At 64.9% G+C, this 14,271-nt stretch carries 14 protein-coding genes and 1 pseudogene; 8 read left to right on the top strand and 7 right to left on the bottom strand.

Annotated elements, in window-relative coordinates:
• Window positions 1–38 precede the first annotated feature (38 nt).
• From ACZ89F_RS00210 to ACZ89F_RS00185, 6 genes and pseudogenes are all read left to right on the top strand, one after another.
• Window positions 39–1,650: pseudogene (locus ACZ89F_RS00210) on the top strand (ABC transporter substrate-binding protein).
• Between the two features lie 270 nt (window positions 1,651–1,920).
• On the top strand, window positions 1,921–2,907 hold the full coding sequence (locus ACZ89F_RS00205) for an ABC transporter permease (protein WP_476089881.1): 987 nt from the start codon (window positions 1,921–1,923) through the stop codon (window positions 2,905–2,907).
• Complete coding sequence (locus ACZ89F_RS00200) at window positions 2,904–3,734, top strand: ABC transporter permease (RefSeq protein WP_476089880.1); 831 nt, start codon at window positions 2,904–2,906, stop codon at window positions 3,732–3,734. The genes ACZ89F_RS00205 and ACZ89F_RS00200 overlap by 4 nt, the downstream gene beginning before the upstream one ends.
• Window positions 3,731–4,750 (top strand): ATP-binding cassette domain-containing protein, encoded by a 1,020-nt coding sequence (locus ACZ89F_RS00195; RefSeq protein WP_476089879.1) that lies wholly within the window; start codon window positions 3,731–3,733, stop codon window positions 4,748–4,750. The genes ACZ89F_RS00200 and ACZ89F_RS00195 overlap by 4 nt, the downstream gene beginning before the upstream one ends.
• On the top strand, window positions 4,747–5,532 hold the full coding sequence (locus tag ACZ89F_RS00190) for an ABC transporter ATP-binding protein (protein WP_476089878.1): 786 nt from the start codon (window positions 4,747–4,749) through the stop codon (window positions 5,530–5,532). Before ACZ89F_RS00195 ends, ACZ89F_RS00190 begins: the two co-directional genes overlap by 4 nt.
• Window positions 5,529–6,035 carry an L-2-amino-thiazoline-4-carboxylic acid hydrolase gene (locus tag ACZ89F_RS00185; protein ID WP_476089877.1) on the top strand — a complete coding sequence of 169 codons (507 nt, stop codon included), beginning with the start codon at window positions 5,529–5,531 and terminating at the stop codon, window positions 6,033–6,035. Before ACZ89F_RS00190 ends, ACZ89F_RS00185 begins: the two co-directional genes overlap by 4 nt.
• A 2-nt stretch (window positions 6,036–6,037) precedes the next feature.
• Here the strand turns inward: ACZ89F_RS00185 and ACZ89F_RS00180 are convergent, their stop codons facing one another.
• Window positions 6,038–6,820: a DeoR/GlpR family DNA-binding transcription regulator gene (locus tag ACZ89F_RS00180; protein ID WP_476089876.1), complete on the bottom strand. Its 783-nt coding sequence runs from the start codon at window positions 6,818–6,820 to the stop codon at window positions 6,038–6,040.
• A gap of 207 nt (window positions 6,821–7,027) precedes the next feature.
• On the opposite strand from ACZ89F_RS00180, the gene ACZ89F_RS00175 reads away from it, so the two are divergent.
• Window positions 7,028–7,810, top strand: a complete 783-nt coding sequence (locus tag ACZ89F_RS00175; RefSeq protein WP_476089875.1) for a hypothetical protein — start codon at window positions 7,028–7,030, stop codon at window positions 7,808–7,810.
• A 25-nt stretch (window positions 7,811–7,835) separates the two neighbouring features.
• Here ACZ89F_RS00175 and ACZ89F_RS00170 read toward each other — a convergent pair whose 3' ends face one another.
• Together ACZ89F_RS00170 and ACZ89F_RS00165 are read right to left on the bottom strand one after the other, a co-directional pair.
• The gene (locus tag ACZ89F_RS00170) at window positions 7,836–8,447 is read right to left on the bottom strand and encodes an NAD(P)-dependent oxidoreductase (protein ID WP_476089874.1); all 612 of its coding nucleotides are present in this window, start codon (window positions 8,445–8,447) and stop codon (window positions 7,836–7,838) included.
• Between the two features lie 44 nt (window positions 8,448–8,491).
• Window positions 8,492–9,130 carry a DsbA family protein gene (locus tag ACZ89F_RS00165; RefSeq protein WP_476089873.1) on the bottom strand — a complete coding sequence of 213 codons (639 nt, stop codon included), beginning with the start codon at window positions 9,128–9,130 and terminating at the stop codon, window positions 8,492–8,494.
• Window positions 9,131–9,263: 133 nt separating this feature from the next.
• Here ACZ89F_RS00165 and ACZ89F_RS00160 point away from each other — a divergent pair, with 133 nt between their 5' ends.
• Window positions 9,264–10,181, top strand: a complete 918-nt coding sequence (locus tag ACZ89F_RS00160) for a LysR family transcriptional regulator (protein WP_476089872.1) — start codon at window positions 9,264–9,266, stop codon at window positions 10,179–10,181.
• A gap of 12 nt (window positions 10,182–10,193) precedes the next feature.
• On the opposite strand, the gene ACZ89F_RS00155 is transcribed toward ACZ89F_RS00160, so the two are convergent.
• The 4 genes from ACZ89F_RS00155 to ACZ89F_RS00140 form a co-directional block, all read right to left on the bottom strand.
• Window positions 10,194–11,810, bottom strand: coding sequence for a GMC family oxidoreductase (locus ACZ89F_RS00155; RefSeq protein WP_476089871.1), 1,617 nt, complete (start codon window positions 11,808–11,810; stop codon window positions 10,194–10,196).
• The gene (locus ACZ89F_RS00150; RefSeq protein WP_476089870.1) at window positions 11,807–12,016 is read right to left on the bottom strand and encodes a hypothetical protein; all 210 of its coding nucleotides are present in this window, start codon (window positions 12,014–12,016) and stop codon (window positions 11,807–11,809) included. The genes ACZ89F_RS00155 and ACZ89F_RS00150 overlap by 4 nt, the downstream gene beginning before the upstream one ends.
• Window positions 12,017–12,158: 142 nt before the next feature.
• Window positions 12,159–12,428: a hypothetical protein gene (locus ACZ89F_RS00145; RefSeq protein WP_476089869.1), complete on the bottom strand. Its 270-nt coding sequence runs from the start codon at window positions 12,426–12,428 to the stop codon at window positions 12,159–12,161.
• Window positions 12,429–12,592: 164 nt separating this feature from the next.
• Window positions 12,593–14,197 (bottom strand): FAD-dependent oxidoreductase, encoded by a 1,605-nt coding sequence (locus tag ACZ89F_RS00140; RefSeq protein WP_476089868.1) that lies wholly within the window; start codon window positions 14,195–14,197, stop codon window positions 12,593–12,595.
• Window positions 14,198–14,271: the final 74 nt, after the last annotated feature.

Raw genomic sequence — 14,271 nt, 5'->3', positions numbered from 1 at the left:
CGCACCCGACCGGGTCGCGGAGAGGACGGAGTTCGATCATGTCAGGTTTCACGATTTCCAGACGCACGATGCTTGCCGGCTCGGCAATGCTGCTGGCCTCCACCGCCATGCCGGCATCAGTCTGGGCCCAGACGCCGAAGAAGGGCGGCCGGCTGGTGCTTGCCGCCGATTCCGAACCACGCAACCTCAATCCGGCGATCGTCGCCTCCAATGGCGTGTTCTTCATCTCCAGCAAGATCGTCGAAACGCTGGCCGAAGCCTCCTTCGACGGCAAGGACGGTCTCGCTCCACGGCTGGCGCTGAGCTGGGAGGGTGCCGCCGACGGGCTCTCAGTGACGTTCAAGCTGCGCGACGGGGTCAAATGGCATGACGGCAAACCATTCACCTCGGCCGACGTCGCCTTCTCGGCGCTGCAGATCTGGAAGCCGCTGCAGAATCTCGGCCGCACCGTGTTCAAGGATCTGGCCAGCGTCGACACGCCGGACGATCTCACCGCCGTGTTCAAGTTCGCCAAGCCGACACCCTTCCAGCTGATCCGCAACGCACTGCCGGCGCTGAGCAGCGGTGGTGCCGAAGCACATCTACGAGGTGGGCAAGATCGAGGACAACCCGGCCAACAACGCGCCCATCGGCACCGGGCCGTTCAAATTCGGCGAGTACAAGGCCGGCCAATATTACCGGCTGACCAAGAACACGGATTACTGGGGCAAGGACGAGCCCTATCTCGACGAGATCATCTACCAGGTGCTGCCGGATCGCACGTCCGCGGCGAGCGCGCTGGAGGCCGAAGAGATCCAGCTCGCCGCCTTTTCCGCCGTGCCGCTGGCCGACCTCGACCGCATCTCCAAAGTGCCGGGCTTGAAGGTGATCTCCAAGGGTTACGAAGGGCTGACCTATCAGTTGGTCGTCGAGATCAACCATCGCCGCAAGGAACTCGCCGACGTCAAAGTGCGGCAGGCGATCGCGCATGCCATCGACAAGGATTTCGTCGTCAAGACGGTGTTCCTCGGCTATGCCGCGACAGCAACCGGTCCGGTGCCGAAGAACGATCCGCAGTTCTACACCGCCGACGTGCCGACTTATGCCTTCGATGTCGCCAAGGCCAACGCACTGCTTGACGAGGCCGGCTACAAGAAAGGCGCCGATGGCAACCGCTTCTCGCTCAAGCTGCTGCCCGCGCCCTATTTCAACGAGACCAAGCAGTTCGGCGACTATCTGCGCCAGGCACTCGCCGCCATCGGCATCGATGCGCAACTGGTCAACAACGACTCGGCCGCTCACATCAAGGCGGTCTACACCGACCACGCCTTCGACCTCGCGGTCGGCCCGCCGGTGTTCCGCGGCGACCCGGCGATCTCCACCACCATCCTGGTGCAGAGCGGCATTCCGGACGGCGTCCCGTTCTCCAACCAGGGCGGCTACAAGAACGACGCGCTCGACGCGCTGATCGCCAAGGCCTCCGAAACGCTCGACACCACTGCCCGCACCGACCTCTACAAGGAGTTCCAGAAGGAGGTGGCCACCGACCTGCCGCTGATCAACGTCGCCGAATGGAGTTTCATCAGCGTCGCCCGCGACACGGTCGGCAACATCGCCAACAATCCGCGCTGGGCGGTATCGAACTGGGCGGACACGTATTTGGAATCGTGACACACTTGCGCGGATGAAAATTCGCGAAGAAATCGGTGGTGAAACATGGCCTACGGCCGCGTTCCGTCACACCCCCCTCTGTCCTGCCGGACATCTCCCCCGCAAGGGGGGAGATCGGCAGTTTCACCGTCGCACAAATTCGGCATCCAAGATTAGCGAAAGCAGAGGTGACATCCAATCTCCCCCCTTGCGGGGGAGATGTCCGGCAGGACAGAGGGGGGTGCCTAGACACCCCACTTCTCTTGATCGGCACAGCGTCACGCCGCCCCCATGACCCGCGCCCTCACCCTGCTTCGCCGTCGCCTGGTCGGCAGCGTCTTCGCGGTGCTGATCGTCGTCGTCGGCACCTTCCTGCTGCTCGAAGCCGCTCCCGGCGACGCGGTAGACGCCTATATCGTCTCGACCGGCGGCGACGCCGGCATGATCGAGCTGTTGCGCCATCGCTGGGGCCTCGACCAGTCGGAGCTGACGCGGCTGGCCAACTATCTCTGGGCCCTGTTGCATCTCGATCTCGGCCAGTCGGTGACGTTCTCCAGGCCGATCCGCGATGTCATCCTCGAACGCCTGCCCAACACGTTACTCCTGATGGTCAGCGCCACCGCGCTCTCCTTCGGGCTTGGCTCGGCACTCGGTATCTATGCCGGCGCACGGCCCGGCAGTTTCCGCGATCGCTTCCTGTCGATCGGCTCGCTGGCGCTCTATGCCGTGCCGGGTTTCTGGCTCGGACTGGTGCTGATCGTCGTCTTTGCCGTCGACCTGCGCTGGCTGCCGATCGGCGGCATCGAAACGCTGGCCTCTGACAAGACAGGTCCTGATCGCGCCGCCGACATTGCCATCCATCTCGTCTTGCCCGTTTCCGCCCTCGGGTTCATCTATCTGGCGCTCTATCTGCGCATGATGCGCGCCGGCATGGCCGAGGTCTGGCGCCTGGATTTCGTGCTGGCCGCACGCGCCAGGGGATTGTCACGCCGCCGCATCGTGCTCGCCCACGTCGCCCGCAATGCATTGCTGCCGCTGGTCACCATGCTCGGCCTGCAGTCGGCGCAGATGCTCGGCGGCAGCGTCGTCATCGAGAGCGTCTTTTCCGTGCCCGGCCTCGGCCGGCTGGCGCAGGAAGCGGTGGCGGCGCGGGACACCCCATTGCTGCTCGGGATTATTCTCACCAGCGCCGTCCTGGTCATTGTCATCAACCTTGCCGTCGACATCGCCTACGCCTTCCTCGATCCTCGTGTCGGCGCCAGCGAGGTTGACGCATGAGCCCGCTCCGCCGCTTTCTGCGCACCCCCGAGGCGGTCGCCGGCGCCATCCTCCTGGCGGCGCTGATCGCCATGGCGCTGTCGGCGTCGCTGCTGTTCCCCGGCGATCCGCAAGCCATTGCCGGGCCGGCGCTGCTGCCGCCGTTCCAGGACTGGTCGCTGCCGCTCGGCACCGACCGGCTTGGCCGCGACGTGCTGGCCGAGCTCTTTCATGGCGCCCGCACATCGCTGGCTGTCGGGCTCGCGGCCGCGGCCGCCGCACTTGTCGTCGGCGCGGTGGTCGGCACACTGGCCGGCTTTGCCGGCGGCATCGTCGACGAGGCGCTGATGCGCATCACCGACGCCTTCCAGACCGTGCCGAGCTTCCTGCTGGCGCTGGCCTTCGTCAGCGTGGTCGGACCGTCGCTCGGCGTCGTCGTGATTGCCATCGCGCTCGGCACCTGGACCGGACCTGCCAGGGTAGCCCGCGCGGAAGTCCTCTCCATTCGCGAGCGCGATTATGTCGCCGGGGCCAGGGTCATCGGCATGCACCCGCTGGCGATCGCCTTTCGCGAGGTGCTGCCCAATGCCTTGCCTCCGGTGCTGGCGATGTCATCGGTGATCGTCGCCGCCGCGATCCTCACCGAAGCGGCCTTGTCCTTCCTCGGCTTGGGAGATCCCAACCGGGTCACCTGGGGCGGCATGATCGCCGAAGGCCGCACTGTCCTGCGCACCGCACCCTTCCTGTCCATCGTCCCGGGCATAGCGCTGGTGTTGACCGTGCTCGGCGTCTATCTCGCCGGTGAAGGCATCGTCGAGACGACGGCGGTCAGGAGAGGCCTGTCGTGACCGCCCTGGCTTCGATCCGCGACCTGACGGTGACCTACCGCCGCGACGGCAGCGAGGTGGCGGCACTGGAAGACATCGACATCGATCTCGCGGTCGGCGAACGCCTGGCGATCATCGGCGAGAGCGGTTCGGGCAAGAGCACGCTGGCGTTGGCGCTTGCGGGGTTGCTGCCGGCGAGCGCCCGGATCGAGGGAAGCATCGATTGGTTCTTGCGGCAGCCGCCAGCGCCAGGCGCCAAGGCACCCCCCTCTGTCCTGCCGGACATCTCCCCCGCAAGGGGGGAGATTGCGCCCTCATCTCCGCTTTCGCCAATCACCAATGTTGCCGGATATGGGCCGACAGCCAAACTGCCGATCTCCCCCCTTGCGGGGGAGATGTCCGGCAGGACAGAGGGGGGTGTGACGGAACGCAACCCTCAAAAATCCTTCGCTACACCGAGCCACATCCCCCTTGGCGGCCGCGACATCGGCTTCGTCTTCCAGGACCCTTCCGCCAGCCTCGATCCTGTCGTGACGGTCGGCAAACAAATCGCCGAAGTCGCGCGCACGCATCTCGGCCTCACATGGGCACAGGCGTATGCAAAGGCAAAGCAAATGCTCGAGCGCGTCCGCCTGCCGGACCCGGACTCAGCCTTGCGCGCCTTTCCGCATCAGCTCTCCGGCGGCCAGAAGCAGCGTGTGGCGATCGCCGCAGCCATTGCGGCCGGTCCTAAATTGCTGATCGCCGACGAGGCGACCAGCGCGCTCGATACCATCGTGCAGGCCGAGATCGTCGCCTTGATCCGACGATTGGTGACCGAAGACGGCATGACGCTGCTGTTCATCAGCCATGACATCGCGCTGGCAGCCGAGCTTGCCGAGCGCATCGCCGTTTTCCGTCATGGCCAGTTGGTCGAGCTAGGCACCACTGCGCAGATTATCGGCGCCCCAGCCCAGCCCTATACGCGCGCATTGCTCGACGCCCATATCGGCCTCGACGCCAAGCCGTTTCTGAGCCGAGCCGAGCTCCACGCATGAGCCTGCTGGCGGTGTCCAACCTCACCAAACGCTACCGTCGGGGCGACAAGACCATCGCTGCCGTCGATGATGTCTCTTTTCACATCGACCCCGGCGAAACGCTGGCGCTGGCCGGGCCCTCCGGCAGCGGCAAGTCGACGATCGCGCGACTGGTGCTGCGATTGATCGAGCCGGACGCCGGACACATCGACTTCGAAGGCGACGATTTTCTGGCCTTGCGCGGCGCAGCGCTGCGCGCACGCCGCGCACGTCTGCAGATGGTGTTCCAGGACCCGTTGGCCGCCTTCAACCCGCGCGCCACGGTGGCGCGTGTGCTCGACGATCCCTTGCGCATCCATGGCATCGCCTCCCGCTCCGAGCGCCCGCGCCGCATCGCCGCCTTGCTGGAGCGGGTCGGGCTGACGGCTGATCTCGCCCCGCGCGCCATTCATGAAATCTCCGGTGGCCAGCGGCAGCGCGTCGCCATTGCCCGCGCTGTCGCGACGAAACCGTCGCTGATCGTGCTCGACGAGGCGGTGTCGGCGCTCGACGTTTCCGTGCGCGGACAGATCCTCGACCTTTTGCTTGACCTGCAACGGCAGGAACGGATCGCCTACCTCTTCATTTCACATGATCTTGGCGTTATCAGAGCGATCGCCCACCGCGTCGTCCTTCTCGATGCCGGGCGGATTGCCGAGAGTGGCGATGCCTGTGCCGTCATCGACGCGCCGCAATCAGCCATAGGCAAGGCGCTGGTGGCGGCCGCACCGAGATTGAACCGGACCACACAGGACGCATCATGACCGACTCCGAAGCCAGAGCCGCGAAACTGTCGCGCGAACTCGATTCGGCCTTTCGCAACCGAGCCGATCTATACCGCCTGTTCCTCGAGGAACTGACCGGAGAGTTGGGCGCCGAAAAGGCCGAAGCGATCATGATCCGCGCCATCGAACAGCGCGGCAAGGAAGTCGCGGCAGTCGCTTTCGCCAGCTTCGGCGCCAACGACGCCCGTGCGATCGGCGAGGCCTTCCTGGCGGTCAGCCCGGATGGCGGCCTGATGTATCCGACCGATGTCGAACGCGACGACGACCATATCGCCTTCAAGGTGAAACGCTGCCCGCTGAAAGATGCCTGGGTCGAGGCCGGCGTCGGAGATGAGAAACTCGCCACGCTCTGCCGCATTGCCGGTGCCTTCGACCGCGGCCTGTTCGAGGCGACCGGCGTGCGTTTCGACAATGTCACCTGGACCCCGGGCCATGGCTCCGGCTGCTGTCATATCGCGCTGACAAACCGGGATACCGGATAGGCTCAGCCGCCGTCAAAGACGTGAAGTTCCGTTCCGCCCGCTTCAATGACGGCGCGCAGCGCCGGCTGCGGCTCGCGATCGGTGACGATGTCGGAAAGCTCGCCGAGGCCGCACACGCGCTCGAGGCTGTTGCGGCCGAACTTGTCGTTGGTCACCACCAGCGCTGTCGACAGCGTTCGCGAGATCATCGCCCGCTTGACCGCCGCTGCCCCCGAGATCATGTCGCTGGGTCCATCCGCGGACAGGCTCGAGGCGCCGATGATGGCAATGTCGGCATTGTAGCGCCTGATGAATTCGACCGTATCCTCGCCGAACACGCTGGCTTCGCGGCTGTCATAGGTGCCGGGGCACAAGACAACCCGGAAAGTCGGATTGGCGCCGGCTACCGAGGCCACCCCGATGGAGTTGGTGATGACGGTCAGGTCGCGCCTCAGCTGCGAGAGATTGCGCGCCACCTCGTAGGTTGTCGAGCCCCCGTCGATCATCACGATCTGGCCTTTCTTGACCAATCCGGCCGCGCCGCGCCCGATCCGGGTACGCTCCTCAACCATGGTCTGGCTGCGCTCGGCAATCACCGGCTCGGATGTCACCAGCGAGATCGTCGCGCCACCATAGGTTCGGTTGAGCAGCCCCGCATCACCAAGCTCGATGAGGTCGCGACGGATCGTCTCGCCGGCGACGCCGAGGCGTATGGCGAGCCTGGAAATACGGATCGAGGCCGACCGGCGCACTTCCGACAGGATGAGCTCATGCCGCTCCTTCTTCGACAGCCGGCTATGCTCCATGATCAATCCTCCGCTAAGTCGGGGACATTAGAGCAATTCCAGGAAAAGTGTGAAACGGTTTTCCGTCCGGAATTGTGCCAAAACAAAGAGTTAGAGCGACGCGGACGCCGGTGGGAAAGGAGCGTGAGTGGCGATATGGGCTGACAAGCGTGTTCATGGCTGGTCTGATGGAGCCTTGGCGAATCGACAGGCCGTCAGGAGAGCCCAATGCATGTCGTGACATTGTTGAAAGCGAACATGTTCGATGTCGAGATCGACGGCAAGCCCGCTTCGATCGCCGAGGCTTTGCCGGACTGGAACCCGCATGACCGTTTCGGCCTGGTGATCGACGACGCGCTTGGCGGCATCGGCGCAACCCATCTGCTGCAGATCGCCATCACTTCGTTCTATGACGTCAAGCCAAGCCGCCGCACGGAATTGACGGTCTATCCGGAAATCTATGCCTTCCACATCGGCAAGGGACACGGCGCGCATGCGCCCTATGATTTCTGGCCGGCCCGGCGCGAGGTCATCACCTCGCGCGATCACCGCGAGGTCCTCGACGCCATCAACGATCGTGGCATCACCCGGCTTGCCGTCCCCGATCGCCAGCCGCGGGAAGTCGTGCACCGGCCAAAGGAGGTCGACGCGGCGCTCGACCGGGTTGTCTCGGCATTCGTCTACAGCCCGTCAGGCCGGGTTTCGGATCCCGACCTCGTCATTTCAGGCAACGACAGGCGAACCGAATACAACCCTAACAGCGCCTTGCGGCCCCGCTATACCGACAACCGGCCGGCTTCGATTTCGACGGCGGCCAAGCCGGTCAAGGAGGTCGATCCGTCCTACCAGGAATGGCTCCGCAAGCGGGAGCACGACCTGACCAGCGAGGAACGCGCCTTTGTCGAACGCCGCCGCGAGGCGCTGAGACAGGACGGCCTCGTCACCGAGACCTACCGGCGTGCCGGTGTCTGCGAAGCGCTGATGCGGCTGGCGTCGGTCGGCCTCGATTGAGGCTCAGCCGCCACCGCCCGTTCGATCAATAGCCGACGGTGAAGCGCTGCCTGATGTGAGCCGGCTTCTCGATCTCGTCGACCATGACGATCGCATAGTCCTCGAAGGAAATGCTGCTGCCCTTGTCCGAGGCGAGAAGCGTGTCCTTGCCGAGGCGGAATTTTCCGGTGCGTTCGCCTGGGACGAACATGGCGGATGGCGACAGGAAGGTCCAATCGAGATCGCCGACCGTCTTCAATCTGTCCAGGAAGTCGGTGCCCTTCTGGGCTTCGGCCTTGTAGATCGCCGGGAATTCGGGGGTGTCGACCAGCCGCTTGCCGGGCGCAACTTCGAGACTGCCGGCGCCGCCGACGACGAGATAGCGCTTCACGCCGGAGGCCCGCACCACGGCGATCAGCGTATCGGCATCGCTGTCCAGAAAATGCACGGCGCTGATCACCACATCATGGCCGCGGAGCAGGTCGGTGAGACCCTTCTCGTCGAAGAGATCGCCCTTCCTGGCCGTCACGCCCGGAAGCGCGGCGATCTTTTCCGGGTTGCGCGCAATGCCGGTGACGGTATGGCCGCGATCGGAGAGTTCCCTGAGAAGGCGCGAACCGACCGCGCCGGATGCACCAATGAGAGCGACTTTTGCCATGTCTATTTCCTTGTTCCTTGTTGGACGTTTTCTGGAAGATGGGATCACGCCGCCGCGATATGGGCGACGAGGTTGTCGAAGCTGCCGAACAGTGCGTTCGAGCCGATCAGCCTGAGCGCATCGTTGCGGATGACCGCCAGCGAAGGCACGCCATCGGCATTCAGGCGCTGGAACAGCGCGCGGCCGCGGCCGACCAGCTCGCGGTGGGCCGTCAGCAATGTTTCGGTCGGCGCCTCAAGCATCTCGGCAGCGTCCGCCATGCCGGCGGCGGCGAGCACCTCGGCCACACCGCCGGTCGTCACGACATCGCTGCCGTCGACATAGCGCGCCCGCTGGATCGTCTTCAGCGCGGCAAGCCGGCGGCTGGGATCTTCCAGGCCGGCGGCGCTGATGCCGAGCGTGGCGGCATGCGAATCGAGCAGGGTCCCGCTGATATCGAGGACATTGCGCCGGTAGGCCGGCGTGAACACCTGTCCGGTCAGGCGCTCGATGCGCTGGTCGTTCGCCCAGGCGTGGGCAGCAAAACTGTCATCCATCGGACGCGCGCCGGCACCGGAGAACAGGCCGGTCGGCAGCAGGTCGACGTGCAGGCCGGTGGCCGACAGCCTGTCGAGCATCGGGGTCGCACCATAGCACCAGCCGCAGAGCGGATCGAAAAGATAGATCACTTCTGAATTGCTCATGATTGCTGCCATCCTTGGTCCGGCTGCCGGCTTCGTCGAATGCCTTGGCTCCTATGTGGCAGGTGGCGACCTTGCGATAAATAGCGCCCAATAATACAAACTGTCTGATCCAATCAGACAAAAGGTTGCCGTCTTGGCCGAACTTCTGAACCTCAATCGGCTGGCCTACTTCACCACGGTGATGGAAACCGGCTCGTTCACCGCAGCGGCAGACCGGCTTGGCGTCGCCAAGGCCGTGGTCAGCCATCAGATCGGCAAGCTCGAGGAAGAACTGGGCGCCACACTGCTGCAGCGCACGACGCGGCGTGTCACGCCGACCGAAGAGGGCCGCCTCTTCTATGACCGCGCGATGATCATCCTGCGGGAAGCGGAGGCGGCCTATGGCGAAATCTCGCGCGGAGCCGTCGAACCGAGCGGAACGCTGAGACTGACCGCGCCGCTCGACTACGGCACCAAGATGGTGGCCCCGGTCATGGCGGCCTATCTCAGAACCTATCCGCATATGCGCGTCGAGGCGATCTTCGATGACGCGGTCGCCAATCTGGTGGACGAGCAGATCGATCTCGGCATCCGTGTCGGCTGGCTCACCGATTCCTCGAACCAAGCAAGGCGCCTGGGTACGATCCGGCAAACCGTGGTGGCGAGCCCTGGCTTCGCGGCGAGCCTGCCACCCGACGTGACGCCGCGCCAGGCAAGATCGCTGGCCTGGGTCGGCAACGCCCAGCTGCGTAGCGTCGGCCAATGGCTGTTCTCCAGGGACACTGAGACAGTGCTGACCGAACTCAATCCGGTGGTCATGTGCGACAAGAGCCCGGCTGCCCTGGCTTGCGTGCTCGCCGGCATCGGGCTGGGCGTGTTTCCGGACTACAGCGTCAGCGACGATATCGCCGAAGGGCGGCTGGTGCCGGTGTTTGCCGACTGGACCTTGCCCACTGGCGGTATCCATGCGGTCTTTCCGCCGGCCCGGTTCCGGCCCGCCAAGGTGCGCGCCTTCGTCGACCTGCTCGCTGCCGCCGAGAAAAGGCGATCGCGCGGCGTTGCCATGGCTTGAAGGCGATGGCGGTCAGCGGGCCTCTTGCAGGATCATCTCGGCTGCCTTCTCCGCGATCATGACGACCGGAGAGTTGGTGTTGCCCGAAACGATTGTCGGCATGATCGAGGCATCGACCACGCGCAGCCCGGCAAGCCCGTGAACACGCAGGCCGTCGTCGACCACCGCCATGTTGTCCGCCCCCATCTTGCAGGTGCCGACGGAGTGGAAGATCGTCGTGCCGATATCGCCGGCCTTGCGGATGAGGTCCTCGTCGCTGTCATACTGCGTGCCGGGCAGCATTTCTTCCGGCGCAAAGCGCGCCACGGCCCGGGCCTTCATCAGACTGCGGACATGGCGCAACGACGCGATGGCCACGCTGCGGTCTCCCTCGGTGGAAAGATAGTTCGGCCGGATCTTCGCCGCCTCCCGCGCATCGGATGAACCCATGTGTACGGTACCCCGACTTTCCGGACGCAGATTGCAGACCGAGACGGTGACCGCGGGAAAGCGATGCAGCGGCTCGCCCAGCCGGTCGGTGCTCAGTGGCTGCACATGATATTCGAGGTCGGGCGTTGCAAGGCGCGGATCGCTCCTGGCGAAGATGCCGAGCTGGCTCGGCGCCATCGACAGCGGCCCGCTGCGCCTGAGCGCATATTCCAGCCCCATCGACGCACGGCTGAACAGATTGTGGTAGCGCTGGTTGAGCGTGGCGGTGTTGGCGACCTTGAAGACGGTGCGGATCTGCAGATGGTCCTGCAGGTTTTCACCGACGCCCGGCAAGGCGTGACGGACATTCACGCCAATGCTCGAAAGCAGGTCGGGGCGACCCACCCCCGACAGTTCGAGCAGCTTGGGTGAGTTGATGGCGCCAGCTGCAAGGATCGTCTGCCCAGCGCGGACCTGAAGCAGGCGGTCGCCCTGGCGGAAGACGAGTCCGGTGACGCGCCGGCCGTCGAATTCGAGCCTTTCCGTCTCCGCGCCAGTCACCACGCGCAGATTTTTGCGCGTGGCAATGCCGCGCAAAAACGCCTTCGATGTGTTCCAGCGCACGCCCTTCCTCTGGTTGACCTCGAAATAGCCCGAGCCCTCATTGGTGCCGGTGTTGAAGTCGTCGGTGCGGGGAATGCCGAGTTCCTCGGCCGCGTCCCGGAAGGCATCCAGGATCGGCCATGACAGCCGCTGCCGTTCGACCCGCCACTCGCCGCCGCTGCCGTGCATGGCGCTCTTGCCGCCATGGAAGTCTTCCGATTTGAGGAAGTAAGGCAGGACATCGTCCCAGCCCCAGCCGGCATTGCCGGCCTGACGCCAGCCATCATAGTCGGCTGCCTGGCCGCGCATGTAGATCATGCCGTTGATCGATGAACAGCCGCCAAGCACCTTGCCGCGCGGATAGTTGAGGCTGCGTCCGTTGAGGCCGGCTTCCGGCTCGGTCTTCATCATCCAGTCGGTGCGCGGGTTGCCCATGCAGAAGAGGTAGCCGATCGGGATATCGACCCAGTGGTAGCGGTCGCTGCCGCCGGCCTCGAGCAGCAGCACGCTGTTGCGCGGATCGGCCGAAAGCCGGTTGGCGAGCACGCAGCCGGCGGAGCCGGCGCCGACGATGACGTAGTCGTAACTGCCGAACGGGGACGGTGGAGCTTCGGTCACGTGCGCGCCTGCTGTCCGGCGATGCGCTCCCACATCGGGGTCATCGCCTGGTTGATCTCGCCGTACAGTCGATACCGCCGTGCATAGGCGTCGGCAACCGCCTCGTTGGGCACAAAATGTCGGGCGGCCGCCGTCATGGCGGCCGCACCGGCACTGTAGTCCACGAAGATGCCGACGCCGGTGCCCGCCGCGATCGCCGCTCCCATAGGACGCTCCTTTGTTGCATCTGGAGGTCGATGCCGTACCGGGCGGCCAGCAAGGCGAGGAAGGTCGAGCGTTCGGCGGCGGCCTCGTTGGCGCTCCAGCCTTTGTACGCCGCCAGCATGTAGAGAGAGGCGTTGATGAGGTCTAAGCCGAGGCCCCCGAAATGGCGATGGTGGTGCGGCGCAGGAGCAGGTCGGCAAGACACTCCACCTGCTCCCCCCGCTCGATGATGTGCCGGATCTCGCTTGCCGAATACTCCGATTGCGGCTGTTCGCGAGCCGGGTGCGTAACGAAACATCTGGCCGACGCGGCATAGCGCTGCAGCAGCGTCCGCGCGCTCGATGGACAAGCCGTGCTCGGCGGCGAATGATGCGTACCAAGGCTGCGGATCGGCCGGAAAGTTGCGACCGCCACCGATGGCCATGTCCCGCGTGCCCAACACTTCGGAGTGTCTGGAAGCACGAGCGTCATCGACGCCATGCCGCAGGGGCCTGGATACGTCCCGCCACTTGGCCACGGGACATCAGCGGGTCGTGGCGGTATGAGCGCGCGCCCTTATGGTGCGCAAGGCCCCGCGATCACCGGTTTTGATGCAGGATTGTCTCGGCGGCGATGAAGCCCCATGTCAAATTGGGACCCAGCGTCGTGCCGGCTCCTACGGCGCGCGTACCGATGGGGTTGGCCATGGCAAGCCCTGCCGCATAGAGGCCGGGGATGATCGAGCCGTCCGGTCTCAGCACCTGCGCGCGCTCGTTGGTGCGGGCGCCGCCCTTGGTGCCGAGGATCGAGCGATTGATCGTCATGCCGAGATAGGGCGGCTTGTCGATCGGCTTCAGCCGGTTCTCGGGGCCATGCGCCTTGTATGCCTCCCAACCGTTGTCGCCACGTTGGAAGTCCGCATCGTGCCCCTTCGCGCAAAAACCGTTCCAGCGCGCGATTGTCTCCTCGAGTGCCGCTGCCGGCAGCCCGAGCTTGGCGGCAAGACCGGCGACCGTATCGGCCTTCTTGATCCAGTCGCGCTCGTAGGAGGCATACCAGCGGAAAGGCAGCGACGTTTTCAGGAAACGATGATCTCCAACGAGATAGCAGGGCAGATGGATAGGCGCGCCATCCGGCCCGCGCGCATCGATCGCCTCGCCGATGTTGAAGGCGTTTTCGCTGACAAAGCGCTTTCCCCCGCGATCGACCACGATCGAATGCGGTTCGGCCTGGAAGGTCATCGGCAAGCCGTGCTTCTGTCCCTGGTAGCGCGTCGGCAGGCAGGGATAGACGTTCGCCTGGTCCATGCGGTCCAGCTGCGCGCCAACGGAAGCCGCAAGCTTCTGGCCGTCGCCCTCATTGCCGCGCGGACTGCCGATCCGGTCGAAGGCGCCGGGGAAGTGGCGCGCACGCATCTCGGCATCCCATTCGAAGCCGCCGGTTGCGATGACGACGCCGCGGCGCGCGACGATCTTCGTGCGTTGGCCCTCATTCTCCACCTCCGCGCCGGTGATGCGCGAATCCAGGTCCTGAAGCAGGGTGACGGCGCGTGTTCCCGGCTGAAAAGTGACGCCGGCATCGAGGCAGCCCTTGATGAGTCCTGTCATCAGCGCCGTGCCCTGGCCGCCGGAATTCGTCAGCCACCGCCATAGAAGCTTCGGCCAGACCTTGAACCCGGCGCGGATGGGATGGTGGTAAAGATCGAGGTCGACGATCTCCTGGTAGGTGAAGCTGTGCGGCAAGGTGGAGCGGCGCAGGCTCCGTGCAAACCTGCCCAGGATACGGCGGCTGAGCGGCATCGGCGAGAGCATGCGACCGTAGAGCTTGCCGCCAGGCGCTTCGGCAAAGGGGTCCGGCTCGTTGATCAAGCGAAAATCGAGTGGCGTGTTAACGGACAGGAAGCGAAGCATGTCGGGTGCGGCCTTGGCGAACGCGCCCCAGAGGGCATCTTCCTTCTGCTCCCACCCTTCGGGTGCGACGGCACGCAGATAGGCGAGCGCATCCTCGCGGCTGTCGGCGATGCCGGCCTCCGCAGCGACATGGTTGGCGGGTATCCAGACCCCGGCACCGGACATGGCCGAGGTGCCGCCCAGCCATTCGCTCTTTTCGATGACGAGCACCTTGAGGCCGCCCTTGGCGGCTCGCAAAGCCGCCGAACAGGCCGCGGATCCTGAACCGATCACCAGAACGTCGTACTCGCCCATCGGCATTCCCCTGCCATCATCACCACAGCACTATAGAGGCAGGAAATTTAATCTGTCTACTATTGTGTCGACAC

This window comes from Mesorhizobium sp. USDA 3734 (assembly GCF_056279665.1).
This window is presented reverse-complemented; position numbering and strand designations above follow the sequence as displayed.

Excerpts from the sequence above, each read along its gene's own strand:
- ACZ89F_RS00140 (WP_476089868.1), bottom strand. The coding sequence starts at position 14,197 with ATGGGCGAGTACGACGTTCTGGTGATCGGTTCAGGATCCGCGGCCTGT.
- ACZ89F_RS00170 (WP_476089874.1), bottom strand. The coding sequence starts at position 8,447 with ATGGCAAAAGTCGCTCTCATTGGTGCATCCGGCGCGGTCGGTTCGCGC.
- ACZ89F_RS00180 (WP_476089876.1), bottom strand. The coding sequence starts at position 6,820 with ATGGAGCATAGCCGGCTGTCGAAGAAGGAGCGGCATGAGCTCATCCTG.
- ACZ89F_RS00165 (WP_476089873.1), bottom strand. The coding sequence starts at position 9,130 with ATGAGCAATTCAGAAGTGATCTATCTTTTCGATCCGCTCTGCGGCTGG.
- ACZ89F_RS00185 (WP_476089877.1), top strand. The coding sequence starts at position 5,529 with ATGACCGACTCCGAAGCCAGAGCCGCGAAACTGTCGCGCGAACTCGAT.
- ACZ89F_RS00205 (WP_476089881.1), top strand. The coding sequence starts at position 1,921 with ATGACCCGCGCCCTCACCCTGCTTCGCCGTCGCCTGGTCGGCAGCGTC.
- ACZ89F_RS00200 (WP_476089880.1), top strand. The coding sequence starts at position 2,904 with ATGAGCCCGCTCCGCCGCTTTCTGCGCACCCCCGAGGCGGTCGCCGGC.
- ACZ89F_RS00190 (WP_476089878.1), top strand. The coding sequence starts at position 4,747 with ATGAGCCTGCTGGCGGTGTCCAACCTCACCAAACGCTACCGTCGGGGC.
- ACZ89F_RS00175 (WP_476089875.1), top strand. The coding sequence starts at position 7,028 with ATGCATGTCGTGACATTGTTGAAAGCGAACATGTTCGATGTCGAGATC.
- ACZ89F_RS00150 (WP_476089870.1), bottom strand. The coding sequence starts at position 12,016 with ATGGGAGCGGCGATCGCGGCGGGCACCGGCGTCGGCATCTTCGTGGAC.